This is a genomic window from Saccharopolyspora galaxeae, from assembly GCF_016526145.1.
In the GTDB taxonomy this organism is placed as follows: domain Bacteria; phylum Actinomycetota; class Actinomycetes; order Mycobacteriales; family Pseudonocardiaceae; genus Saccharopolyspora_C; species Saccharopolyspora_C galaxeae.
Genome location: NZ_JADDUE010000014.1, coordinates 122707 through 146593, shown reverse-complemented (window position 1 = coordinate 146593; position 23887 = coordinate 122707). Strand labels below are relative to the sequence as shown.

General features: G+C 69.5%; 23 protein-coding genes and 1 rRNA gene. 21 read left to right on the top strand and 3 right to left on the bottom strand.

What is annotated here, in order from left to right; translation table 11 throughout:
* The 12 genes from rrf to INP57_RS26290 all read left to right on the top strand — a co-directional run.
* Positions 1-114: ribosomal RNA gene (gene rrf, locus INP57_RS26345) — 5S ribosomal RNA — on the top strand; the annotation flags it as partial.
* A 164-nt stretch (positions 115-278) separates the two neighbouring features.
* On the top strand, positions 279-2027 hold the full coding sequence (locus tag INP57_RS29850; RefSeq protein ID WP_233628309.1) for a hypothetical protein: 1749 nt from the start codon (positions 279-281) through the stop codon (positions 2025-2027).
* Positions 2024-3034, top strand: coding sequence for an HAD-IIA family hydrolase (locus tag INP57_RS26335; protein WP_200073038.1), 1011 nt, complete (start codon positions 2024-2026; stop codon positions 3032-3034). The genes INP57_RS29850 and INP57_RS26335 overlap by 4 nt, the downstream gene beginning before the upstream one ends.
* Before the next feature lie 94 nt (positions 3035-3128).
* A complete protein-coding gene (locus INP57_RS26330; protein WP_233628308.1) occupies positions 3129-3368 on the top strand; it encodes a hypothetical protein in 240 nt (79 codons plus the stop codon).
* 4 nt (positions 3369-3372) lie between these two features.
* Positions 3373-4263, top strand: a complete 891-nt coding sequence (locus tag INP57_RS26325; protein ID WP_200073037.1) for a TlyA family RNA methyltransferase — start codon at positions 3373-3375, stop codon at positions 4261-4263.
* Positions 4260-5153: an NAD kinase gene (locus INP57_RS26320; RefSeq protein ID WP_200073036.1), complete on the top strand. Its 894-nt coding sequence runs from the start codon at positions 4260-4262 to the stop codon at positions 5151-5153. The genes INP57_RS26325 and INP57_RS26320 overlap by 4 nt, the downstream gene beginning before the upstream one ends.
* A 114-nt stretch (positions 5154-5267) precedes the next feature.
* A complete protein-coding gene (recN, locus tag INP57_RS26315; RefSeq protein ID WP_200073057.1) occupies positions 5268-7073 on the top strand; it encodes a DNA repair protein RecN in 1806 nt (601 codons plus the stop codon).
* Positions 7074-7172: 99 nt separating this feature from the next.
* A complete protein-coding gene (steA, locus tag INP57_RS26310; protein ID WP_200073035.1) occupies positions 7173-8357 on the top strand; it encodes a putative cytokinetic ring protein SteA in 1185 nt (394 codons plus the stop codon).
* The gene (locus tag INP57_RS26305) at positions 8354-9292 is read left to right on the top strand and encodes a copper transporter (RefSeq protein WP_200073056.1); all 939 of its coding nucleotides are present in this window, start codon (positions 8354-8356) and stop codon (positions 9290-9292) included. Before steA ends, INP57_RS26305 begins: the two co-directional genes overlap by 4 nt.
* Before the next feature lie 275 nt (positions 9293-9567).
* Positions 9568-10440 carry a helix-turn-helix domain-containing protein gene (locus INP57_RS26300; protein ID WP_200073034.1) on the top strand — a complete coding sequence of 291 codons (873 nt, stop codon included), beginning with the start codon at positions 9568-9570 and terminating at the stop codon, positions 10438-10440.
* A gap of 212 nt (positions 10441-10652) precedes the next feature.
* A complete protein-coding gene (pyrG, locus tag INP57_RS26295; RefSeq protein ID WP_374220973.1) occupies positions 10653-12350 on the top strand; it encodes a CTP synthase in 1698 nt (565 codons plus the stop codon).
* Between the two features lie 20 nt (positions 12351-12370).
* Positions 12371-13036 carry an NUDIX domain-containing protein gene (locus tag INP57_RS26290; RefSeq protein WP_307850291.1) on the top strand — a complete coding sequence of 222 codons (666 nt, stop codon included), beginning with the start codon at positions 12371-12373 and terminating at the stop codon, positions 13034-13036.
* A 6-nt stretch (positions 13037-13042) separates the two neighbouring features.
* Here the strand turns inward: INP57_RS26290 and INP57_RS26285 are convergent, their stop codons facing one another.
* Positions 13043-13543 carry a DUF1707 domain-containing protein gene (locus tag INP57_RS26285; RefSeq protein ID WP_200073032.1) on the bottom strand — a complete coding sequence of 167 codons (501 nt, stop codon included), beginning with the start codon at positions 13541-13543 and terminating at the stop codon, positions 13043-13045.
* Positions 13544-13786: 243 nt separating this feature from the next.
* On the opposite strand from INP57_RS26285, the gene xerD reads away from it, so the two are divergent.
* The 6 genes from xerD to INP57_RS26255 all read left to right on the top strand — a co-directional run bounded on the left by xerD (position 13787) and on the right by INP57_RS26255 (position 18760).
* Positions 13787-14737 (top strand): site-specific tyrosine recombinase XerD, encoded by a 951-nt coding sequence (gene xerD / locus INP57_RS26280; RefSeq protein ID WP_200073031.1) that lies wholly within the window; start codon positions 13787-13789, stop codon positions 14735-14737.
* Between the two features lie 129 nt (positions 14738-14866).
* Positions 14867-15808: a ParA family protein gene (locus tag INP57_RS26275; RefSeq protein WP_200073030.1), complete on the top strand. Its 942-nt coding sequence runs from the start codon at positions 14867-14869 to the stop codon at positions 15806-15808.
* A 19-nt stretch (positions 15809-15827) separates the two neighbouring features.
* Entirely contained in the window at positions 15828-16202 is a 375-nt protein-coding gene (locus INP57_RS26270; protein WP_200073029.1) for a hypothetical protein, read from the top strand.
* 161 nt (positions 16203-16363) lie between these two features.
* Entirely contained in the window at positions 16364-17230 is an 867-nt protein-coding gene (locus INP57_RS26265; RefSeq protein WP_200073054.1) for a segregation and condensation protein A, read from the top strand.
* Positions 17227-17997: an SMC-Scp complex subunit ScpB gene (scpB, locus tag INP57_RS26260; protein WP_307850290.1), complete on the top strand. Its 771-nt coding sequence runs from the start codon at positions 17227-17229 to the stop codon at positions 17995-17997. The genes INP57_RS26265 and scpB overlap by 4 nt, the downstream gene beginning before the upstream one ends.
* Entirely contained in the window at positions 17990-18760 is a 771-nt protein-coding gene (locus INP57_RS26255) for a pseudouridine synthase (RefSeq protein WP_200073028.1), read from the top strand. The genes scpB and INP57_RS26255 overlap by 8 nt, the downstream gene beginning before the upstream one ends.
* Before the next feature lie 133 nt (positions 18761-18893).
* Here INP57_RS26255 and INP57_RS26250 read toward each other — a convergent pair whose 3' ends face one another.
* Entirely contained in the window at positions 18894-20066 is a 1173-nt protein-coding gene (locus INP57_RS26250; protein ID WP_200073027.1) for a cation:proton antiporter, read from the bottom strand.
* A 174-nt stretch (positions 20067-20240) separates the two neighbouring features.
* Positions 20241-20723 carry a cation:proton antiporter regulatory subunit gene (locus tag INP57_RS26245; protein ID WP_200073026.1) on the bottom strand — a complete coding sequence of 161 codons (483 nt, stop codon included), beginning with the start codon at positions 20721-20723 and terminating at the stop codon, positions 20241-20243.
* Positions 20724-20907: 184 nt separating this feature from the next.
* On the opposite strand from INP57_RS26245, the gene cmk reads away from it, so the two are divergent.
* The 3 genes from cmk to der are packed head-to-tail and all read left to right on the top strand — an operon-like array spanning position 20908 to position 23767.
* On the top strand, positions 20908-21630 hold the full coding sequence (gene cmk / locus INP57_RS26240; RefSeq protein ID WP_200073025.1) for a (d)CMP kinase: 723 nt from the start codon (positions 20908-20910) through the stop codon (positions 21628-21630).
* Entirely contained in the window at positions 21627-22301 is a 675-nt protein-coding gene (locus tag INP57_RS26235) for a lysophospholipid acyltransferase family protein (protein WP_200073024.1), read from the top strand. The genes cmk and INP57_RS26235 overlap by 4 nt, the downstream gene beginning before the upstream one ends.
* A complete protein-coding gene (gene der / locus INP57_RS26230; protein ID WP_307850289.1) occupies positions 22298-23767 on the top strand; it encodes a ribosome biogenesis GTPase Der in 1470 nt (489 codons plus the stop codon). The genes INP57_RS26235 and der overlap by 4 nt, the downstream gene beginning before the upstream one ends.
* The last annotated feature ends 120 nt before the right edge of the window (positions 23768-23887 follow it).

The window sequence follows — 23887 nt, the reverse complement described above, 5'->3', positions numbered from 1 at the left end:
GTGGGTATAGCGGAGCGGGGTACGCCCGGTCCCATTCCGAACCCGGAAGCTAAGCCCTCCAGCGCCGATGGTACTGCACTTGTGTGGGTGTGGGAGAGTAGGACACCGCCGACAATACTCGAAATAGGGCCGACCGGGCCGCCCGTACGACGGGTGCGACCCGGTCGGTCTTTTTTGTTTCCCACCCGGATCTCGCGGTCTCATGGGCGTCTGCCCGTCCGGTGCGGGTGAGGTCTACGCTGGTTGTCAAGAGAGTTTGGAAGTTCCCAGGAGGTCTGGTGTCCGGGTCCGACGACACGCGCGGCGGTGGCCGCCGCGGAGCCGATGCCGGTCGGGGCGGTCCGGCCGGCAAGAAGGGGTCGGCCGGAGGCGGTCACGGCGGGCCTAAGCAAGATCGTGCAGGTGGCCGCCAAGGCCAAAACCGGGGCGGAAATAACCGCACCGGTGGTGACAAGTTCGGTGGGAAGCCGGGCAACGACGATCGTCGCGCACAAGGCCACAGGCAACGGCAGTTCGGCCAAAGTCGCGGTGAGCAGACGTGGGGCAAACCCGACGACCGGCAGAAGAGAGATCGCGGGGACGGTCGAGGGCGTCCAAGCGGTGACCGCGGCGGATTCCGCCGCGACGGGAAATTCGATGACAGGCGCGGCGGTTCGTCCGACAGGCGGGGCGGACCGCGCGAGGATCGACGAGAAGCGCGCCGCGACGACCGCAAGGGGCCGGGCGGGCCCCGTCGTCACGACAGGCAGGACGACCGCGGTGGACGCCCCTTCGGCCGCGACGACCGGCGCACCGGCCAAGGCGACTCCCGGGACGACCGTAAAGGTAAACCGAGGTTCGACGACCGGCGAGGGCGTCCGGAACAGAACCGCAGCCGCGGGGACCAGCATTCCGGTCGCCAGCAGGATGACCACCGCCGCAGCGATCGCGGCGCCGGCCCGAAACGCGACCATGGCGGACCCGGTCAGAACCGTGGCGGGCCTCCCCGCGACGGTGATCGGCGGGGGGAAGGCCGACGGGATGAGAACCGGCGGCCTGCCGACCGTCCCGGGAAGGACGATCGCTACGGAAAGCGTGGCGGTGACGGCCGCGAGGACCGGAGGCAGCGGTCCAGCACCGACCGGCCGCGCGGGAAAGACCGGCCGGATCGCAAAACGGGAAATGCGGCGAGCGCGGAACAGGAGACCAAACAGGTCCCGGACGCGCCGGAGCTGCCCGAAGACGTCGACTCCGCCGAACTGCACGAGGAAATCCGACGGGAGATGCGCTCGCTGCCGAAGGGTTTGGCGGACAAGGTCGCTGCGCATCTGGTCGCTGCGGGCAAACTCATGGACACCGAACCGGAGCGGGCGCTCGAGCACGCGCGTTACGCGCGGCGCCGGGCCTCCCGGATCGGAGCGGTTCGCGAGGCCAACGGGCTCACGGCCTACCAGATGGGCGAGTGGACCGAGGCGTTGTCGGAACTGCGCGCGGCGCGGCGGATGGTCGGCGGCGTCGGCCACGTCGCGATCATGGCGGACTGCGAGCGTGCGCTGGGACGGGCAGAACGCGCTTTGGAACTGAGCCGCAGCCCCGAAGCAGCCGAGTTGACCGGGCAGGAAGCTGTGGAGCTGCGCATCGTTGCGGCGGGCGCGCGCCGGGACCTCGGCGAGATCGACGCTTCTGTGGTGAGCTTGCAGATCCCGGAGCTTGATCCGCAACGGCAAGAGCCGTGGAGTGCCCGTCTGTTCTACGCGTACGCCGACAATCTGCTCGCTGCCGACCGCGTGCAGGAGGCGTTCACCTGGTTCGTGCATGCCGCGCACGCCGACGACGAAACCGAGACCGATGCTCCGGAACGGTTGGACGAGCTTGTCGTCCAGCTCGGTGGTGCCGAAGCCGCGGAGGAACTCGTCGCTGAAGCGGAAGCGGTCGGGCCGCTTACCGTCATGAAGGACGTGGACGAGCCGGAGGACGACGCGGAACGAGCGCACGGGGCGACACCCTCGGACCGCTCGGAACAGTCCGGAGGTGGCGAGGCGCGGTGACCGGCTCTCTGCTCGAGAACCACGACGTGGTTCTGCTGGATCTCGATGGCACCGTCTACAGGGGCGGGCAGCTGGCTCCTGGGGCTGACGAAGCCATCGATGGTCTGCGTCGAGATGGTGTGCACGCGCGCTACGTCACGAACAACGCGTCGAAACCGGGGCAGGCCGTCGCCGATCACCTGAACTCACTCGGGCTCAGCGCTGACGTGACCGAGGTGAGCACCAGCGCGCAAGCAGGAGCTGCTCTGTTGGGGCAGCAGCTGTCCGCGGGTGCCAACGTTCTCGTGGTCGGGACGGATGCGCTGGCAGGGGAAATCGAGCACGTCGGCCTCACTCCGGTGCGGCGGTTTAAGGATAAGCCGGTCGCAGTGGTGCAGGGCCATTCGCCGGAGACCGCGTGGTGGAACCTGGCCGAAGCTTGTTTGGCGATCCGGGCCGGGGCGTTGTGGGTCGCCTCCAACTCCGATGCGACATTGCCGACCGAGCGCGGTGAACTGCCGGGCAACGGCGCCATGGTGACCGCCCTGCGCGCTGCAACCGGCCGGGAGCCGCAGGTCGCGGGCAAACCGGAACTGCCGCTATTGGAGCGTGCCGTTGCTTCCGCCGACGCGCGGCGCCCGTTGATGGTGGGAGATCGGTTGGACACCGACATTGCGGGCGCAGTCCGGTACGGGATGCCGTCACTGATGGTGTTCACCGGCGTGGGTACTCCGGCCGAGGTGTTGTTCGCACCACCCGACGCGCGCCCGGATCACTTGGCCGAGGACATGCGAGCTCTGTTCCGGCCGATCGATGACTCTGTGGTCGGCGAACAGCAGCAGTGGAAGGTCCGCGTCGGGGAACGCTCCTTGGAGCTCACGGCAAATGCCGCGGCTGGCGGCGGTGACCGGCTCACGGCGCTGCGCGCGTTGTGCGCTGCGTGGTGGGCGGCCGGTTCCGGCGAGGTCGCCTTGCAGGCGGGCGACGCGGAAGCGAGTCGGGCATTGCGGGAACTCGGTCTGGACTGACCCGGCCGGTTCCGCGCACCGGCCGCTGCGGTCGGATAGCGTTGACTTGGTCGCCGTGACATGCCCGGCGACGTCGCAACAGAGGCGGGAGACGATGACCTCTCCAGGGCAGCAGGGCGAACCCTCGGTGCCGAATCCGTCGATGTTGGCGAGGCAGGTGGACGACGGTTCCGCCGCCGAGCAGGCCACCAGCGCGGCCCTCGCACGCCTCGATGAGGTGCGTGAGCTGCCGGTGGCCGAACACGTCGAACGGTTCGAAGCGGTGCACTCGGCGTTGTCGGACGCGTTGAGCAAAGCCGAGAACATGCATTCCGGTCCGACCGGCGGTGGGTGAAGCAGTGCCACGCAGAGCGCGTTTGGACGCCGAACTGGTACGGCGTGGTTGGGCTCGGTCGCGCGAGCACGCCTCCGAACTCGTCGCCGCGGGCAGGGTGACCGTGCGCGGAATGGTGGCCAAGAAGTCCGCCACTGCCGTTGAGACCGCCGCGCCCATCGTCGTGAACGAGGACGTGGACGACCCGCGGTGGGCTTCCCGCGGAGCGCACAAGCTCTTGGGGGCACTGGCGGCTTTCGAGCCCGAAGGTCTTTCGATCAGTGGTCGGCGTTGCCTCGACGCGGGCGCGTCGACCGGCGGATTCACCGACGTGCTGTTGCGACGCGACGCGCGCGAGGTCGTCGCTGTGGACGTCGGATACGGACAGCTCGTCTGGGCGTTGCAGACCGACGAGCGGGTCCGCGTGCAGGACCGCACGAACGTGCGCTCGCTGAGCCCGGAGGACATCGGTGGAAAGGTCGACCTCGTGGTGGCCGATCTGTCGTTCATCTCGCTCAAGCTGGTCCTGCCCGCGCTGCACGCGTGCGCGGTGCAGGACGCCGACCTGGTGCTGATGATCAAGCCGCAGTTCGAGGTGGGCAAGCAACGCCTCGGATCCGGTGGAGTGGTGCGTGATCCGGGGCTGCGCACCGAAGCCGTCGTTGACGTCGTGCGCTTCGCCGCGGACAGCGGTCTGGGGTTGCGTGCTGTGGAAGCCAGCCCGCTGCCCGGACCGTCGGGAAACGTGGAGTTCTTCGTGTGGTTGCGGGCGGGCTCGAACACCAGCGCTTCGGAAGCCACCGAGCTCGTGGTGGACGCGGTCCGCAGAGGACCGCAGACCGCGAACAACGGCGGTGTCACCGACGCCGCAGCTGTCGCGAGCACGTCCGATGAGCGGCAAGGGAGCGGTAGTTGACCCGAGAAGTGCTGTTGGTGGTGCACACCGGCAGGCAGCACAACCTGCGCACGGCGGAGAAGGTCGCGGGACAGCTCGTCGGCGCCGGGGTGCGGGTCCGGGTCCTGGAGGACGAGGCGCGCGAGCTCAGCCCGGGCTGCTACACCGAGGCCGTGCCCACCGGACTGCACGCCGCTGCCGGCACCGAGTTGGTGTTCGTCCTCGGTGGCGATGGCACCTTGTTGCGAGCCGCGGAGTTGGCGAGGCTGCCAGGAGTGCCCGTTTTCGGGGTGAACCTGGGCCGGGTGGGGTTCCTGGCCGGGGCGGACTCGGATGCGCTGGACCAGGCGGTGCTGGCTGTCGTCGAAGGGCGCTACCACGTCGAGGAACGCATGACCATCGATGTCACTGCGATGCTCGACGGTCGCGTGCTCGCCACTACGTGGGCGTTGAACGAGGCCAGCGTCGAGAAGAGCAGCCGGGAACGCATCCTCGACGCCGTCGTGGAGGTCGACGGCCAACCGGTCTCGGCTTTCGGCTGCGACGGGGTGCTGTGCTCCACCCCGACCGGATCGACGGCCTATGCGTTCTCCGCCGGTGGTCCGGTCGTCTGGCCCGAAGTGCAGGCATTGCTCGTGGTTCCCAGCAATGCGCACGCGCTGTTCGCGCGACCGTTGGTGGTGTCCCGGAACTCGACGCTCGCGCTGGAGATCGATCAGGCCGGCCACGACGCGGTGCTGTGCTGTGACGGGCAACGGCACTTCGACCTGCCGGCGGGCGCCAGGGTGGAGGTCGTCGCCGGTGCCAACCCGCTGCGCCTGGTCCGGTTGTACGACGCGTCCTTCACCGAACGCTTGGTGCGCAAGTTCGAGTTGCCGGTGCAGGGATGGCGCGGGCCTGCGGCGGATTGAACGCCCGTGACCGGCGGCGGAGGTAGTGGCCGACTCACCGCTCCGTTCGGGTTGGCCGCGTTGATCGGACTGGCACCCCTCAGCCGGTCGGGGCGGACCGCTAGGGTGCTCGATGTGTTGGCGGAGATGCGCATCCAGGGACTGGGCGTCATCGATGACGCCACGCTCGAGCTGCACCCGGGATTGACCGTGGTGACCGGCGAGACCGGGGCGGGCAAAACGATGGTGGTCACGGGGCTGCACCTGCTCAGCGGCGGGCGTGCCGACGCGTCGCGGGTCCGGTCCGACACCCCTCGAGCGCTGGTGGAGGGACGTTTCGAGGTCACCGCGGACTCGGGCGCCGTCAAGGTCGCGCGAGAGGCCGGTGCCGAACCCGACGAGGACGGCAGTCTCCTCGCACTGCGCAGTGTGAACTCGGACGGTCGTTCGCGCGCGCACCTGGGAGGACGGGCGGTGCCGAACGCGGTGCTGTCCGATCTTTCCGACCAGCTGCTGGCCGTGCACGGGCAGAACGATCAGCTGCGGTTGCTGCGCCCCGGTGAGCAGCGCGCGGCGTTGGACCGTTTCGCGGGTGAGCCGGTCGCCTCCGCGCTGGCCGAGTACCAGCGGGTCCGTGCCGAGTGGACCGAGGTGGTCCGCGAGCTCAAGGAGCGCACCGAGCGCGCTCAGGAATGGGCGCGGGAGGCGGACCTGCTGCGGCACGGCCTGTCCGAGATTGACGCCGTCGCTCCGGAGCAGGGAGAGGATCAGGCTCTGGTCGACGAAGCCCGCCGGCTTTCGGACGTCGATCAGCTGCGCGAGATCGCCACCGGCGCACAGCAAGCGGTCAGCGGTGCTGCGGACGGCGACCCGGAAGCCCCCGGTGCCATGGGGATGCTCGGGGACGCGCGGCGCAGGCTCGGCGGTGCTGAGGACCCGGCGCTGCGCGACTTGGAACCTCGGGTCGCCGAAGCCGCCGCGGTGCTGGCCGATGTCGGCGCCGAGCTCGGCGGTTACCTGGACCGGCTGGAGGTCGACCCGGGGCGGCTGGAGCAGGTGCTGGCACGCCAAGCCGAGCTCAAGAACCTGACGAAGAAGTACGCCGCCGACGTCGACGGGGTTCTGGAATGGGCCGCGGAGGCGCGTAACCGGCTGGCGGGGATGGACACCTCCGAAGAGGCGCTGGCCGAACTCGCGGGACGCCGCGATGAGTTGGCCGGTGAACTCGCACAGCACGCCCAGGCGCTGTCGGACGCTCGCGTCGAGGCTGCGAGCGGACTCGCGGAGTCGGTCTCCGCGGAACTGTCCGGGCTGGCCATGGCACAGGCCCGGCTGGAGGTCGTCGTGGAGCCGAAGGAGGCCAACGCCGACGATCCATCGGCGCTGCGCGTCGGGGACCGGACGTTGACGGCCGGCCCGGAGGGCACCGACGAGGTGGAACTGCGCCTGGTCGCGCATTCGGGCGCGCCGGCACTGCCGATTCACAAGGGGGCTTCGGGCGGCGAACTCTCCCGCGTGATGCTCGCGCTGGAAGTGGTGCTTGCCGACGCCGACACGGTGCCGACGCTGGTGTTCGACGAGGTCGATGCCGGGGTGGGTGGCCGCGCCGCAGTGGAGATCGGTCGGCGGCTGGCCCGATTGGCCCGCACGCACCAAGTCATCGTCGTCACGCACCTCGCGCAGGTCGCCGCGTACGCGGATCGGCACCTCGTGGTCGACAAGGGTTCCAACGACACGGGACTGACTCGCAGCGACGTGCGCACCGTGGCGGACGAGCGCCGGGTGGCCGAACTCGCCCGGATGCTGGCGGGCCTGGACTCGACCGCGACCGGCCGCGCGCACGCGGAGGAGTTGCTGGCGACTGCGGCCTCGGACAAGGCGGATACCGGCAGTGGCCAGGGAAGCGGCAAGAGCAAGGGGACGCGTAAGCGCAGCCGCTGATCTTGTTGCTCCGTTCAGGGCAGTGAAATATCGGTGAACGGCGGTACCGGTACGGCGTGGCGGTCCTGCGTTCGGTGATCTGTTTGTCACCATCGGTTCATGAAGATCAGTGGTCTCCTCACCCGCCAGGAGGACAGCCGTCCTGGTGTGGCCGGGACGGCGCGGGTAGCGCACCGTCCCGGCGAACTGCCGCGGCGGTTCGGCCCGGGCGACGTCGTCGTGTTCGATCACGTGGACCTCGATCGCCGCACCGCGGACGCCTTGGTCGAAGCCGGTGTGGTGGGGGTGGTCAACGCCGCGCCGTCGATCTCGGGACGCTTCCCCAACCTGGGGCCGGAGGTCCTCTCCGGCGCGGACGTCACCCTGATCGACGACGTCGGTTCGGACGTCCTGCGATCGGTCAAGGACGGCGCGCGCATTCGGTTGCACGAGGGCGTGGTGCACTCCGGCGACGAGGAACTCGCCTACGGCCAGGAACAGGACGCGGACTCGATCGCGGATCAGCTCATCGAGGCCAAGGCCGGGATGACCGCGCAGTTGGAAGCTTTCTCCGCCAACACCATCGAGTTCTTGCGCACCGAGCGGATGCTGATCCTGGACGGGATCGGGGTTCCGGACGTGAGCGTGCCGATGGAAGGCCGCCACGTGCTCGTGCTGGCGCCCGGCTACGGGCACGTCGACGACCTCAAACGGCTCAAGCGGTACATCAAGCATTACCGCCCGGTGCTGATCGGAGTGGACACCGGAGCGGACACGCTGCGACGTGCCGGATATCACCCCGACGTGGTCGTCGGTGACCCCAACGGCATCGAGACGGCCACCCTCAAACGGGGCACCGAAGTGGTCGTTCCCGCTCATGTCGACGGACACGCTCCCGGCATCGAGCGCATCCAGGACTTGGGTATCGGTGCGCTGACGTTCCCGGCCTCCGGCAATCCCGAAGACTTGGCCTTGCTGATCGCGGATGCTCGTGCGGCGCAGCTGGTGGTGACCGTGGGGTTCCAGGCGACCCTGCACGAGTTCCTGGACCGGGGTCGCTCCGGATCGAACCCGTCCACGTTCCTGACCCGGTTGCGGCTGGGCAGCAGGCTCGTCGACGGGTCGGCCGTTGCGGTCTTGCAGCGCGGGACCGGCTCGAATGCAGCGCTCCTGCTGCTGGTGCTGGCCGTGCTCGCGGTCGTGTTCATCGCGCTGGCGGCATCGGGATTCGGGACCTCGTTCCTCGCCGTGCTGCAGGATGCCGGGCAGTCCGCGCTCGCGTTGGTGAAGGGGTGGTTCGTGTGATCTCGATGCGGCATCACCTGGTTTCGTTGGCCGCGGTGTTCCTGGCACTGGCGGTCGGGATCGTGCTCGGGTCGACGTCGTTGAGCGACCGGTTGCTGTCCCACGTCGGTAGCGAGCGGGATTCGCTGAGCCACCAGGTCGGCGAGCTGAGCGCCGAACGCACGGCGTTGCAAGCGCGCCTCGACGGAGCGCGGCGCTTCAGCGCCGCGACGGCTCCGATGGCGGTGCGGGGTCAGCTCGCCGACCGCGGAGTCGTCCTGGTCAGCTCGTGGGACGTTCCACAGCAGGAGCGGGACGGCGCGCGCCGCATGATCGAGGCGGCGGGCGGCCGCGTGACCGGTGATATGCAGCTCACCGAGGCGGTCGCCGCACCGGACCGTGCGGACCAGTTGCGCCGGGTGGTCACCCGGTTGCTGCCCGCCGGGGTGCAGCTGCCGACCGCGACGGATCTCGGCACGCTCACGGGCGGGTTGCTGGGGCCGCTGACCATGCTGGACCAGGCGACCGGACAGCCTCAGGTCTCCCCGGAAGAGCGGTCGGCCGCCCTGGGCGGGTTGAGCGAAGGCGGGTTCGCCACGGCCTCCGGCGAGGTCCAGCCCGCGCCGCTGGCCCTGGTCCTGACCGGCGGTGCGGAACGCGGAGATGACGCGGGAAGCCGTGCGAGCGTGGTGGCCCGCCTGGCGACTCAGCTCGACCGCTCGGGCTCCGGAGCTGTACTCGCCGGCCGTTACGGGTCCGCAGCCGGCGCCGGCGCGGTCGGGGTTGCCAGGGCGGACTCGTCGACGGCCGCCGCGCTCTCCACAGTGGACGATGTGGAGACCCCGCAGGGGATGGCGGCCGCTGTGCTCGCGTTGCGCGAGCAGCTCGACCATCGAGCCGGGCACTACGGCGTCGCGGGTACCGCGCAAGGCGTGGTGCCCGGCGCCAGGGACTGAGGCCCGGTCCGCAGCGAGTGCCGGGCGCGGGTAGCGCGGTCCGAGGCTTGCGCCGGGCGGCGCGTACGCGAGCGCGCCGCCCGGCCGGACGGTCCGGCGCGCGGCGGCCGGGCGCCGCGCCCAGGGGAGGGGCCGGGCACGGGATTCCAGCCGGGCGCCGGACCGGGTTCGGGAGGTCATGCCGTCCAGGATGACTGAAGAATTATTCGATATGCCATAATTCGATCAGGTGACATTCCTGGACGTTGCCCCATCTGCCGGCCCAAGATCAAGGCATGGACGAAACGCAAACCGAGCGGCAGCGGACCAGTCCCACGGTCCGGCGTCACATGCTTGCCGCCGAGCTGAAAGAACTCCGCCGGGCGGCCGGGCTGACGCACGTCGATGTCGCCGACCGCTTGGGTTGGCCGCAGGCGAAGGTCAGCAAGATCGAAGGGTCGCGGCAGGCGGTCGGAGTCGAGGCGGTCATCGCCCTCGCGGACATCTGTCACGCCGAAGGCCGGCACCGGGAGCACCTGGTCTCACTCGCCCACCAAGCGCGCGGGCGCGGATGGTGGGACTCGTATCGCGACGTGCTACCGCCCGAAGACAGGCTCTACATCGGCTTCGAGGCCGAAGCCGCCGACGTGCGCGTCTTCGGTACCGAGGTGCTGCCGGAGCTGGTGCGTACCCGGGATTACGCAGCCGCCGTGCTTGCGGCTCGCCGATCTGCCGAACCCGCGGCGGACTCCGAGCGCTCGCTCGAGGCGCTGGAGATCCGTCAGCGGAACTTGGACAGCGGCGGCGTGCCGCTCGACCTCGTACTTGCGGAGTCGGCGTTGCGAAGGGTGGTCGGCGGCCCGGACGTGCTTCGCGGCCAGTGGGACCGTCTGCTGGAGATCGCGGCGAGGGCTGAGGTGACGCTTCGGGTGCTGCCGTTCGCCGCCGGTGCCTTGGCGGCCGACGGCCCGTTCACCGTGCTGTCCTTCGGTGCGGACTCACCTCCGGCCGTGGTGTATCGACCAGCCTTGGCCGTCCGGCCGTTGCTGGACTCGCCCACGGACGTGCAGGTCCACCAGGATGCCTTCGACCAGCTTGTCGAGTCGGCCCTCGACCCGGAGGAGTCGGTGCGCTTGCTGGAGAAGGAGGTGGACCGGGCCAAAGCCTGAACGGTGCGAAGCAGGCGTTCGAAGGGCCTCGAGCAGTGCACCTTTGGCGGTTGACCAGCAGTGGTCAACGTGCTCAAAGCCATCCGGGCTGCCGTGTACCCGAAGTTCATCGTGCGTTAGGCTGAAATCCCGTGGGTGAGACGGATTCGGCCGTCCTGCCTGTGCACGTTCACTTCAGCCCGGCGACGGCTTGACCACGGGGAGCCTTCTTGGTGCCGCAAGCACGCACGATCAAGCACGTGTTCGTTACCGGAGGTGTGGCCTCCTCCCTGGGCAAGGGCCTTACCGCTTCCAGTCTGGGCGAACTCCTGACCTCCCGCGGTTTGCGGGTGACGATGCAGAAGCTCGACCCCTACCTCAACGTTGACCCCGGAACGATGAACCCGTTCCAGCACGGCGAGGTCTTCGTGACCGAGGACGGCGCCGAGACCGACCTGGACATCGGGCACTACGAGCGGTTCCTCGACCGGGACCTGACGCGGAACGCGAACGTGACGACCGGTCAGGTCTACTCAGCGGTGATCGCCAAAGAACGCCGCGGTGAGTACCTGGGTGACACCGTGCAGGTCATCCCGCACATCACGGATCACATCAAAACGCGGATCCGGGCGATGGCCGAGCCGGATGAGGACGGGCGCACGCCCGACGTGGTCATCACCGAGGTGGGCGGCACCGTGGGGGACATCGAGTCGCTGCCGTTCCTGGAGGCATGCCGCCAGGTGCGGCACGACGTCGGCCGGGACAACTGCTTCTTCCTGCACGTGTCGCTGGTGCCGTACCTGGCGCCGTCCGGGGAGCTGAAGACGAAGCCGACGCAGCACTCGGTCGCGGCCCTGCGCAACATCGGGATCCAGCCGGATGCGCTGGTCTGCCGGGCCGATCGGGACCTTCCCGATGACCTGAAACGCAAGATCGCGTTGATGTGCGACGTCGACTCGGACGGTGTGGTGGCCTGCCCGGACGCACCGTCGATCTACGACATCCCCCGGGTGCTGCACTCCGAGGGACTGGACGCCTACCTGGTGCGCCGTCTCGGACTGCCGTTCCGGGACGTCGACTGGGCGGTGTGGGGCGACCTGCTGGACCGCGTGCACAAACCCAGCGAGCACGTGCGAATCGCGCTGGTGGGCAAGTACGTCGACCTGCCGGATGCGTACCTCTCGGTGACCGAGGCGTTGCGCGCCGGTGGTTTCGCCCACCGGGCGAAGGTGGAGATCGCGTGGGTGCCTTCGGACACCTGCGAGACCGAGTCCGGTGCCGCGCACGCCCTGGCAGGGATGGACGCCGTACTCGTCCCGGGTGGTTTCGGGGTCCGCGGTATCGAGGGCAAGGTCGGGGCCATCCGGTACGCCCGCACGCACGGCATTCCGACCCTCGGGTTGTGCCTCGGCCTGCAGTGCATGGTCATCGAGACGGCGCGGGCGCTCGGCGAGCTGCAGCGGGCGAACTCCACCGAGTTCGAGGAACCGTGCCAGCACCCGGTGATCAGCACGATGGCCGATCAGCACGACGTCCTCTCCGGGAACAAGGACATGGGCGGCACGATGCGGCTGGGTGCCTACCCGGCCAAGCTGCAGGCGGGCTCACTGGTGGCGGAGGCTTACGGCACCACCGAGATCGCGGAACGGCACCGGCATCGCTACGAGGTCAACAACGCCTACCGCGACCGGTTGAGCAAGGCGGGCGTGGTCTTCTCCGGCACTTCCCCGGACGAACGGCTCGTGGAATTCGTGGAGCTTCCGCGGGAGGAGCACCCGTTCTTCGTCGGCACCCAGGCGCACCCCGAGCTCAAGAGCCGGCCGACCCGCCCGCACCCGTTGTTCGCGGCGTTCGTCCGTGCGGCCGTCGATTACCAGGCGGCGGAACGCCTCCCCGTCGAGCTGGCCGACAGCGTTCAGGCAGGGGCCTGATCCATCCGTAGGCTGGCGGCGTGAGCAGCACGGAGAACGCGGGCGCGAACGAGATCGAGCGGACCGGCGGCACGCATCGCTTCAGCACCGTGGCGACCGAGGACGTGTACGTCGGCAAGATCCTGGCGTTGCGGGCGGACGAGGTGGCCATGCCCGGCGGTGTGCAGGCACGCCGCGAGGTGGTCGAGCACCTGGGCGCGGTGTCGGTGGTCGTGCTCGACGACGCCGACCAGGTCGTGTTGATCCATCAGTACCGCTATCCGTTGGGTCGGCGGTTGTGGGAGTTGCCTGCGGGACTGCTCGATGTCGCCGGTGAAGATCCGTTGCACACCGCGCAGCGGGAATTGGCCGAAGAGGTCGGTCTGGCCGCCGAGTCCTGGTCGGTGCTCGCGGACATCGCCTCGTCGCCGGGCTTCACCGACCAGAGCGAGCGGATCTTCCTCGCTCGGGGGTTGTCCGATGTGCAGCGCCCGGACGCCACCGGTGATGAGGAAGCCGACCTGGTGATTCGCCGCTTCCCGTTCGACGAGGCGGTGCGCATGGTCTTCGCCGGTGAGATCGTCAACGCTCCGGCGGTCACCGGTCTGCTCGCCGCGCACGCGGTGCGGGCGGGCGCGCAGCCAAGGCCGCCCGAAGCGGAGTGGCAGGATCGTCCGCACAGCCTTGCCAAGAGGCTGCACGGGTAACTCGGTTCAAGAGCTCAGGCGGCGTCCCGCTGCGTCGGTGCTGTCTGTGTTGGCCAGCAGCACGATTCCGTCGATGAAGCACCAGATCGCGGCTATCGCACTGGTAAGGCCGAAGGTCAACAGCCCGAAGAAGAACAGCAGGAGTTGCGCGATGGCTGTGCCGGTGTGGCCGGTGTAGAACCGCCCCACGCCGAATGGCAGCACGATCTGCAGCACACCGGCCGTGATCCGGGACTTGCCCGACCGGATGAGCGCGTCGTACCCGGGGTAAGGGGTCGGGCGGTATGGGAGCGGTGGTCCCGGCGCTTGTGCCTGCGGTGGCGCAGGCAGACCCATCGGGCGTGGCCCCGGCAGGTCGGCGAACAGCGCCATCAGATCGTTGCGGGTAACGGCGCGGAGAGCTCGATCGAGCCGTTCCTCGTACTCGACCACGGTCAGCCGACTTTTTGCGAAGTGTTCGCCGAGGGCTTGCGAAGCCTGTGACCGTTCCTCGTCGCCGATCCGCATTTGGCCGGGATCCCGTGGTTGGCTCACCCGGAACACGGTAGACCGATTCATCCGGGCACGGTGTCGATTCCGCGAGACTGTGTCGGTGCTGTCCGGTTCTTCCCTGGTGAGCGACGAGATCGTGAACTCGCTGCGGGAGTTTCACTGGAATGGGGGACAATCGGTGCCCATGCGGATCGTTCCTCGCGCATCACGGTTTCTTAGGCTGCAGCTGGTTCGTTCCCGGCACGGAGGAGGTCGGTGGTGAAAGCCTCCGAAGGACTTCCCGAGGGGCTGCGCGCCGCCTTCGCCGGATATTTGGACCATTTGGCGGTCGAGCGGGGGACCGCGCGCAGCACGCTCGATTCCTACGCGCGCGATTTGCGGCGTTATGGGGCACATCTGGCGGAGTCGGGTGTTCACGAGTTGCGCGAGGTCGGGGCGGGGCACCTGGCCGAATTCACCGCCGAACTCCGTGAAGGTGCTGCGCAGCGGCCTGCGCTCGCGCAATCTTCGGCGGCTCGGGCGCTTGTGGCGGTGCGCGGGCTGCACCGGTTCGCACACGCGGAGGGCTGGGTCGAAGCCGACGTGGCGCGGGAGGTGTCGCCGCCTACGCCTTCACGTCGGTTGCCGAAGGCGTTGCCGGTGGATGAGGTGCTGCGACTGCTCGACAACGCGGCCGGGCAGGACGGGCGCGGACTGCGGGATCGTGCGTTGCTGGAATTGCTGTATTCGTCCGGCGCTCGAATCTCCGAGGCCGTGGGTCTGGACGTCGACGATGTCGACTCCGGCGAACGGACGGTGCTGCTCAACGGCAAGGGCGGCCGGCAGCGGATCGTGCCGGTCGGGCGCCCCGCGCTGGAAGCGTTGCAGGCGTACCTCGTGCGCTCCCGTCCGACGCTGGCCGGGCGCGGGCGGGGGACGTCGGCGGTGTTCCTGAATTCCCGCGGCGGCAGGTTGTCGCGGCAGAGCGCTTGGAACACGTTGAAGACTGCGGCGGAGCGTGCGGGGATCACCCGTGAGGTTTCCCCGCACGTGCTGCGCCATTCGTTCGCGACGCACCTGCTGGAGGGCGGTGCCGACGTGCGCGTCGTGCAGGAGCTGCTCGGGCACGCCTCGGTCACGACGACGCAGGTCTACACGCTGGTCACGGTGAACACGCTGCGTGAGGTGTACGCCACCGCGCATCCCCGCGCGCTCAGCGCTGGGTCTTGACCACGACCGGGTGTGGTGGGCCGCATTTCGCGGGCCCCTCGGCGAGGCGCGTTGCCGCTGGTCGAGAATGCCACTTAGGCTTCGTCCGATCGGTATGATCGTCACCGGCAGACAAGGAGTCCTAGCGCCATGTCGACACCGCAGCCCTCCGCCGAAGGGCGGTCCCGGGGCGCGGTCGACCTGAGCATCGCCCCGGAGAAGCCCGGTGTCGCGGGTGACGCGGCCGAGTTGGACCAGGATGGCAACGTCGGCCCGACCGGCAGGCCGCGCAGGCACATTCCCGAGCCGCCGCTGCTGGATCGGCACGGCCCGGCCTCGGTGCTGGCCATGTGCAACCAGAAGGGCGGCGTCGGCAAGACCACGTCGACGATCAACCTGGGTGCTGCGCTGGCCGAGTACGGCCGGCGGGTGCTGCTGGTGGACTTCGATCCGCAGGGCGCGCTTTCGGTCGGCCTCGGGGTGCAGCCGCACCAACTCGAGCAGACGATCTACAACGTGATCATGGAACGCTCCGTGAAGGTCCAGGACGTGGTGCGCTCGACCACGGTGGAGGGCATGGACCTGCTGCCGAGCAACATCGACCTCTCCGCCGCCGAAGTGCAACTGGTCGCCGAGGTGGGCCGGGAGCAGACGCTGGGCCGGGTGCTGTACCCGGCGATGAAGGAGTACGACTTCATCCTGGTCGACTGCCAGCCGTCGCTGGGCCTGCTCACGGTCAACGCGCTGGCCGCCGCGGACGGCGTGGTCATCCCGCTGGAGTGCGAGTTCTTCAGCCTGCGCGGGGTCGCGCTGCTGATCGACACGATCGAGAAGGTCCAGGAGCGGCTGAACCCGAAGTTGGAGATCAGCGGCATCCTGGCGACCATGTTCGACCCTCGCACGCTGCATTCGCGGGAAGTGATGTCCCGCGTGGTGGAGGCGTTCGGGGACATCGTGTTCGACAGCGTGATCAACCGCACCGTCCGGTTCCCGGAGACGACGGTCGCGGGAGAGCCGATCACCCGCTGGGCGCCGCGTTCGGCGGGGGCGCAGGCTTACCGCTCGCTGGCGCGCGAGGTGATCGCGCGGTGATCCGCCGCGGGGTGGCCGGGTGAAGCGCCGTGCCACGTTGCCCGGCGCCGCGGAGTTGTTCCGCACGACGGGGCGGGCTGCGGAGCAGGAGCGATCCCAGTCCGGCAGTGCTCCCGAAGCCGATCAGGGGCCGGACGGCCGCGGCAGGTCCGACGGCCAGGGCAGGTCGGGCTCGGGCCGGCGCAGGCACGATGCGAAAATCACCGTGTACGTCTCCGACGAGGAGTTGCTGGCGTTGGAACAGACCCGGCTCGCGCTGCGCGCGGAGCACGGTCTCGCGGCCGACCGGGGAAGGGTCGTCCGGGAGGCGGTCGCGGTGCTGCTGGCCGATTTCGAGGCGCAGGGAGCGGATTCGGTGCTGGTGCGTCGGCTGCGGCAGGAGCGCGGCGAGTGACCGGCTCCCCGCATGGGGCCGGGTCCGCCGTTGGCGATCAACACGCAGCAGCCCAGGACGCAGCGACGCTCCAGCGTGCGGCGACGACACCGCAGGACGAAGCAGCGGCGCCGGATGAGTCGCCGGCGCCCACCGACGAATCGACCGACTTGACCGAGCAGATGAACACCGGTGATGCGGCGCCCCCGCAGGACGCCGAGCTGCCTGCTGCCTCCGGTGCGGACCAGTCGGGGCGGTTCACGGTCCGGCTGGAGAACTTCGAGGGCCCGTTCGACCTGCTGCTGCAACTGATCTCGCAGCACCAGATGGACGTCACCGATGTCGCGCTGCACAAGGTCACCGACGAGTTCATCGCCTACACCAAGGCGCTCGGCGAGCAATGGGATCTGGACGAGACCACCGAGTTCCTGGTGGTCGCTGCCACGTTGCTGGATTTGAAAGCGGCGCGGCTGGTGCCCGCCGCGGAAGTCGAGGACGAGGAGGACCTCGCGCTGCTGGAGGCGCGGGACCTGCTGTTCGCGCGGCTGCTGCAGTACCGGGCGTACAAGCAGGTGGCGGCGTTGTTCAGCGAGTTGGAGGCCGGTGCGCTGCGGCGGTATCCGCGTTCGGTCTCGCTGGAACCGCGGTTCGAGGGTTTGCTTCCGGAGGTGATGATCGGTGTCGGGCCGCAGCGGCTGGCCGAGGTCGCCGCTTCGGTGTTCCGGCCGAAACCGCCGCCTGCGGTGTCGCTGGAGCATCTGCACCAGCACCAGGTCTCGGTTCGCGAGCACGCCGCGCTGTTGCGGGTGCGGCTTGCCGAGCAGGGGTCGGCGGACTTCTCGGAGCTGGTGGCCGACTGCGAGCACACGGTGCAGATCGTGGCGCGGTTCTTGGCGTTGCTGGAGCTCTTCCGGGAGCAGGTGATCGCGTTCGAGCAGCAGGACCCGTTGGGGAACCTGCTGGTGAGCTGGGTCGGCGGCAGCGTGCAGGAGGCGCAGGCGGCGGCGGACGCGGCGCGGGCGAGTGTCGAGGAAGAGGAATACGGGTGAGTTCGGTGCACGACGACGTTCCCGGCGATGAGCTGCCCGGTGTTGTTGCGGCGCAGGCGGCCGATGACGCGGAGGACACGGTCGCGGGGGGTCCGCTCGCTGAGGACCCGGCAGCTGAGGACCTGGCTGCTGAGGACCTGGCCGCCGGGGACTCGGGAACTGCGCAAGGACCGGACGGGGCCGAACCAGGTGATTCGGTGGCGGTTTCGCAGGCTCCTCCGGATCTGACTTCCGACGAGGCGTTGGATTCCGCGTTGGAGGCGCTGCTGCTGGTGGTGGACGTGCCCGCGGGTGAGGAGTTGCTGGCGAGCACGCTGGAGCAGCCGGTGGCGCGGATCCGCACCGCGCTGCAGCGGTTGGCGCAGGGTTATGCCGACGCCGGGAGCGGTTTCGACCTGCGCAGGGTCGGCGACGGCTGGCGGTTCTACACGCGCGAGACCTATGCGCCCTACGTGGAGCGCTACCTCCTCGACGGGCAACGCTCGAAGCTGACCCGGGCGGCGCTGGAGACGCTGGCCGTGGTCGCCTACCGCCAGCCGGTGACCCGCTCCCGGGTGGCGGCGGTACGCGGTGTCAACGTCGATGGCGTCATCCGTACCCTGGTAGGGCGCGGCCTTGTGGAGGAGGCCGGTACCGATTCGGAGACCGGCGGGAACCTGTACTGCACGACGGAGCTGTTCTTGGAGCGGCTCGGCCTGTCGTCGCTGAAGGATCTGCCGCCGTTGGCTCCCCTGCTCCCTGAAGTGGATACGATCGACGATGTCTGAACACCGTGCCCCGACCACGTCCGGTGCGGAGTCGAAGCCGGAAGGTGTCCGGTTGCAGAAGGTGCTGTCCAGGGCCGGGGTCGCCTCCCGCCGGGCGGCGGAGAACATGATCACCGAGGGGCGCATCGAGGTCGACGGCGAGCCCGTGACCGAACTGGGCCGCCGGGTCGATCCGGAGAACTCGGTGATCCACGTGGACGGCACCCGCGTGAACATCAACGAGGACGTGCAGTACCTGCTGCTGAACAAGCCGCGGGGCATCCTTTGCACGATGTCCGACGATCAGGACCGCCCGTGCATCGGCGACTACCTGCGGGAGCGGGACGGCAAGCTGTTCCACGTCGGCAGGCTGGACGTGGACACCGAGGGGTTGCTGCTGATCACCAACGACGGCGAGCTCGCGCACCGGCTCATGCACCCTTCGTACGAGGTGCTCAAGACCTATGTGGCGGATGTGCCGGGGCCGATCCCGAAGGATCTCGGGCGGCGGCTGAAGTCGGGCGTTCAGCTCGATGACGGGCCGGTGAAGGTCGACGGGTTCCGGTTGCTCGACGTCACCGGCCCGCGCGCGCTGGTGCAGATCACGCTGCACGAGGGCCGCAAGCACGTCGTGCGCCGCTTGTTGGAGCAGGTGGGGCACCCGGTGAAGCGGCTGGTGCGGACCGCGATCGGGGAGGTCCGGTTGAACAACGAGCGGCCCGGCGCGATCCGGAAGCTGGACCGCAAGGAGGTCGGTTCGCTCTACCGGGCCGTCGACATGTGATCTTGCCGCGGTCGCCCGTGGGTTCGTGGACCCACGGGCTTTTTGCCGCCCGGATTCATCGACGGCCGTAATTTTTTCAGTGTCGAGCGAAATTAACCCCGAAGCGCAGCTTTGCAGAAGAAGCTCGGAGGCATCATGCCTTGACGGTGCGACGTCCCACGAAAAGCCTTGCCACCGGCTCGACGTACCGCGCCGCTACCGGTCCGAGGATCGCCATGAGCAGCACGTACGCGGTGGACAGCGCGGCCAGTTGACCGTTGATGCCCTCGGCGACGGCCAAGCCCGCGATCACGATCGAGAACTCGCCGCGCGCCACCAGCGCGGCCCCGGCCCGGGCGCGGCCCAGCTTCCGGATGCCTTGCGAACGGGCCGCGAACCAACCGGTGGCGACCTTGGTGGCTGCCGTGACCACCGCGAGCAGCAGCGCGTAACCGAGCACCGGCGGGATCTGCGCCGGGTTCGTGTTGAGCCCGAACACCACGAAGAACACCGCGGCGAACAGATCGCGCAGCGGCTCCAGCATCCGTGTCGCGTTCTGCGCGGTAGACCCGGAGATCGCGATGCCCAGCAGGAACGACCCGACGGCGGCGGAGACTTGCAGCTCCGAGGCGATGCCGGCGACCAGCAGTGCCGCGCCCAGCAACCGCAGCAGGAACACTTCCGGATCGGGGCTGTCGACCAGCGCGGAGACGTAGCGGCCGAACTTCAGCGCCACCACCAGCACCACCGAGATCACGATCAGCGAAATGCCGACCGCGGTCAGCCCGCCCAGCAGGCTCACCCCGCCGAGCACCGCGGTGAGGATCGGCAGGTACAGCGCCATCGCGAGGTCCTCGAAGACCAGCATGGACAGCACCACCGGCGTTTCCCGGTTACCGAGCCTGCCGAGGTCGCCGAGGACCTTGGCCACGATCCCGGACGAGGAGATGTAGGTGACGCCTGCCATCGTCAACGCGCCGATCGGGCCCCAGCCCAGCGCCCAGGCCACCAGCGCCCCGGGCGCGGCGTTGAGCACGATGTCGACCAGGCCCGCCATCCAGGACCGTCGCAGGCCGGTGACCAGCTCACTCGCCGAGTACTCCAGACCTAACAGGAGCAGCAGCAGGACGACGCCGATTTCGGACGCGAGGTGGGTGAACGGCTCGATCCCGTGCAGCGGGATGACGCCGCCTTCGCCGAACGCGATACCGCCGATGAGATACAGCGGGATCGGTGAGATTCCGATTTTCCAGGCGAGGCGGCCGAGTATGCCGAGACCGAAGAACACCGCTCCCAATTCGATGAGGGAGATCGCCGTGTCGTGCACCGTGTTTCCTCTCGCCTGTCCGAGTGCCTGCCTGAGTTGTCCCTCGCGCGGCGCACGGGGCTACCCGCCCGGGGACCGCGTCCCCGGCCGTTGCGGACGACCTCGTTTCCCTCTTTGCAGTTGCGCTGATCCCGCCTGCGGGCTGCGCCGAGCCGCTCCTCGAGCGGGTGCCGGCTAGCCGCGCTCGAGAATGTCGCCTGCGGCGCGCAGACCGTCGGCGGTGCCGACGACGACCACCAGGTCGCCGGAATCGAAGAGGAAGTCCGGGCGTGGCGACGGGTGCACGGTTCCGCCGCGGACGACGGCGACGATCGACGCCGAGGTGCGGGTGCGCATCTCGGTGTCGCCGAGGGGGCGGCCGTCGTAGGGAGAGCCCTCGACGACCGGAAGCTGCCACGTGCTGATCCCGGTGACTTCGCGTTGCTGCTCGGTCAGTTGCGCGACCAGTTGCGGCGCACCCAGCAGGTTCGCCAGCGTGTTGGTCTCCTCCGAGGTCAGCCCGGCCGATGCGGCCACCTTGTCCGGGTCGTCGTGGCCGGAGACGATCAGCTCGTAGCGCCCGTCACGGTAAGTGATCACCCCGATCCGGTGCCCGGAACGGGTGACGAAGTCCTGTTGGGTCCCGAGTCCCGGCAGCGGGGTCACTGTGACGTCCACGAACGAAAGGGTAGTACACCTGTCAGCTCGTTCGGGTGTCCCGGTGCGGCGCACAAGGAACGCACGCGCCGTTGGCGACCGGGTGGTGCCGGGGCGGACGCGATTGGGTTCCGCTGGGGCGGGCCAGGCACAATGAGTGGTTGATCCGGCGTTGGGCCGGTGACGACGAAGGAGGAGACTCGACGTGGCACACGCCGAGCTTCGAGGGGTGGTGGCCCTCGACGGCCCCTCGGGCACCGGGAAATCCACGGTGGCCCGGAAGCTGGCTTCGGCGCTGTCGGCGTCGTACCTCGACACCGGGGCGATGTACCGGGCGGTCACGCTGGCGGTGCTACGGGCCGGAGTGGTGATCGGTGACGCGGAGGCCGTCGCGGGTGTCGCGGCGAGCGCGGTGCCGGTGATGGGGACCGATCCGCTGCGCCCGGGTGTGGCGCTGGATGCCGAGGACGTCGGCGAGGAGATCCGCGGGCCGGAGGTGACCGGCGCGGTTTCCGCGGTTTCGGCGGTCCCGGCCGTGCGCGAGCTGCTGGTGGACGAGCAGCGGCGGCTGATCCGCGAGGCGCTCGCCCGTCCCGGGGGCGTGGTCGTGGAGGGCCGCGACATCGGCACGGTGGTGGCTCCGGACGCCGGGCTGAAGGTGTACCTGACCGCGTCGTCGCAGGCCCGCGCGATGCGCCGCAGCACGCAGGACCGGGAAGCCGGGCGGGAATCCGACGTGGGCCGCGCGCACGAGGACGTCAGCAGGCGGGACGCGCTGGACTCCGGACGTGCGGTTTCGCCGCTGCGGATCGCGCAGGACGCGGTGGAGCTGGACACCACCCAGCTCGACGTGGCCGGTGTGCTGGAGCAGCTGTGGAAGATGGTGGAAAGCCGCGGATTGTTCGCAAGCGCGGAGGGAGCACGTTGAGCGCGATCGACCTGCCCGAGGGGTCCTCGTCGAAGCTGGCCCGGGTCGGTCGGCTCATCGCCACCACCGTGGTGCGCCTGCCTTACCGGGTGCGGGTCCACCACGCGGAGCGCATTCCGCGCACCGGCCCGCTGGTGCTGGTGGCCAACCACAGTTCGCTGGTGGACGGCCCGCTGCTGTACGGAATGTTGCCGCGCAACGCGGCGTTTTTGATCAAGACTGAGTTGTTCCGCGGTGCCTTGGGCTGGTTCCTGCGCCGGATCGGGCAGATCCCGGTGCGCCGGGGCGAGCCGGACCGCACTCCGCTGCTGGCCGCGGTCCGGGTGTTGCGGGCCGGCGGCCTGGTCGGGGTGTTCCCGGAAGGAACGCGCGGGGACGGCGACATGTCCAACGCGCAGCACGGCGCGGCGTGGCTGGCGCGGACCTCCGGCGCGCAGGTGCTGCCGGTTGCGTGCCGGGGCACGCGCCGACCCGAAGGCCGGGGCCGTAGGCTGCTACCCAGGGTGGACGTGCTGTTCGGCGAGCCGGTGGCGCTGCCGGCGGCGAAGGGGCGCGCCGGGTTGACGGCCGCGACCGATCAAGTCCGCGCTGAACTGGTCGGGTTGATCGCCGAGTTGGACCGGTTGATCTCCGATGCCCCCGAAGACGATGCGAGAGGGATGCGAGCGTGACCGAGGAGTCGGTGGGCGGCCCGGACGACCTGGGCGCGCCGCTCGACGGTGGCCTGGACGGCACCTGGTCGGACGAGTCGGAATGGCACGAGTTCGACGGCGTCGAGGACGACGAGGATTCCGCCGAAGGCGGGCCGCAGCCGGTGCTGGCGGTGGTCGGGCGCCCGAACGTGGGCAAATCGACGCTGGTCAACCGCCTGTTGGGGCGCCGTGAGGCGGTCGTGCAGGACACCCCGGGCGTGACCAGGGACCGAGTGGCCTACGACGCGCTGTGGAACGGCAGACGCTTCACCGTGGTCGACACCGGTGGCTGGGAGCCGAGCGCGAAGGGCTTGCAGGCGGCCGTGGCGAACCAGGCCGAGATGGCGATGTCCACGGCGGACGCGGTGTTGCTGGTGGTGGACGCCAAGGTCGGCGCTACCGCCACCGAGGAGGCCGCGGCGCGGGTGCTGCGCAGGTCGAAACGACCGGTGCTGGTGGCCGCGAACAAGGTCGACGACGCGCGCGGCAACGCCGACGCGGCCGCGTTGTGGTCGTTGGGACTGGGTGAGCCGCACCCGGTCAGCGGCCTGCACGGGCGCGGTTCGGGTGACCTGCTCGACGAGATCCTGGACGTTTTCCCGGACGTGCCGCACGAGCAGTTCGCCGTGGCGGGCGGTCCGCGCCGGGTGGCGCTGATCGGCAAGCCGAACGTGGGCAAGTCGAGCCTGCTCAACCGGCTGACCGGCCAGCAGCGCGCGGTGGTGGACGAGGTCGCAGGCACCACGGTCGACCCGGTGGACTCGATGGTCGAGCTGGACGGCGAGGTGTGGCGGTTCGTCGACACCGCGGGCCTGCGCAAGCGGGTCCGCACCGCCAGCGGCACCGAGTACTACGCCTCGCTGCGCACGAAGTCGGCGATCGAGGCGGCGGAGGTGGCGATCGTGCTGATCGACGCGTCCGAGCCGGTGACCGAGCAGGACCTGCGAGTGATCGGCACCGTCATCGAGTCCGGCCGGGCGCTGGTGCTGGCGTGCAACAAGTGGGATCTGGTCGATGCCGACCGCAGGCGGCGGCTGGACAAGGAGTTCGACCGCGAGATGAACCGGGCCCGCTGGGCCGAGCGGGTCAACGTCTCGGCGGAGACCGGGCGTTCGGTGGCCAAGCTGGCGCCCGCGCTGCGCACCGCGTTGCAGTCCTGGGACACCCGCGTTCCCACCGGCCAGCTCAATTCGTGGTTGTCGGACCTGGTGGCGGCGAAACCGCCGCCGGTGCGCGGCGGCAAGCAGCCGAAGATCATGTTCGCGACGCAGGCGCACCCGCGTCCGCCGACGCTCGTGCTTTTCACGACGGGATTCCTGGAGGCCGGTTACCGGCGGTTCCTGGAACGCAAGTTCCGGGAGACGTTCGGGTTCACCGGCAGCCCGGTGCGGATCTCCGTTCGGGTCCGCGAGCGCAAGGACGACCGGCGCAGCGGACGCCGCTGATCGGGCGAACTGGCGGGTACTGCACGCAGCCGAAGATGACCTTGCCGATAGCCTGCCCCTAGCCCTCGGAGCAGGGGAGGTGACTCAGGGTGCGAGCAGATCCCGCTGGGGGGAGCTCTG

Coding starts and splice junctions, on each gene's coding strand:
- INP57_RS26330 (WP_233628308.1), top strand. CDS start 3,129: ATGACCTCTCCAGGGCAGCAGGGCGAACCCTCGGTGCCGAATCCGTCG.
- steA (WP_200073035.1), top strand. CDS start 7,173: ATGAAGATCAGTGGTCTCCTCACCCGCCAGGAGGACAGCCGTCCTGGT.
- INP57_RS26300 (WP_200073034.1), top strand. CDS start 9,568: ATGGACGAAACGCAAACCGAGCGGCAGCGGACCAGTCCCACGGTCCGG.
- INP57_RS26285 (WP_200073032.1), bottom strand. CDS start 13,543: ATGCGGATCGGCGACGAGGAACGGTCACAGGCTTCGCAAGCCCTCGGC.
- INP57_RS26275 (WP_200073030.1), top strand. CDS start 14,867: ATGTCGACACCGCAGCCCTCCGCCGAAGGGCGGTCCCGGGGCGCGGTC.
- INP57_RS26265 (WP_200073054.1), top strand. CDS start 16,364: ATGAACACCGGTGATGCGGCGCCCCCGCAGGACGCCGAGCTGCCTGCT.
- INP57_RS26255 (WP_200073028.1), top strand. CDS start 17,990: ATGTCTGAACACCGTGCCCCGACCACGTCCGGTGCGGAGTCGAAGCCG.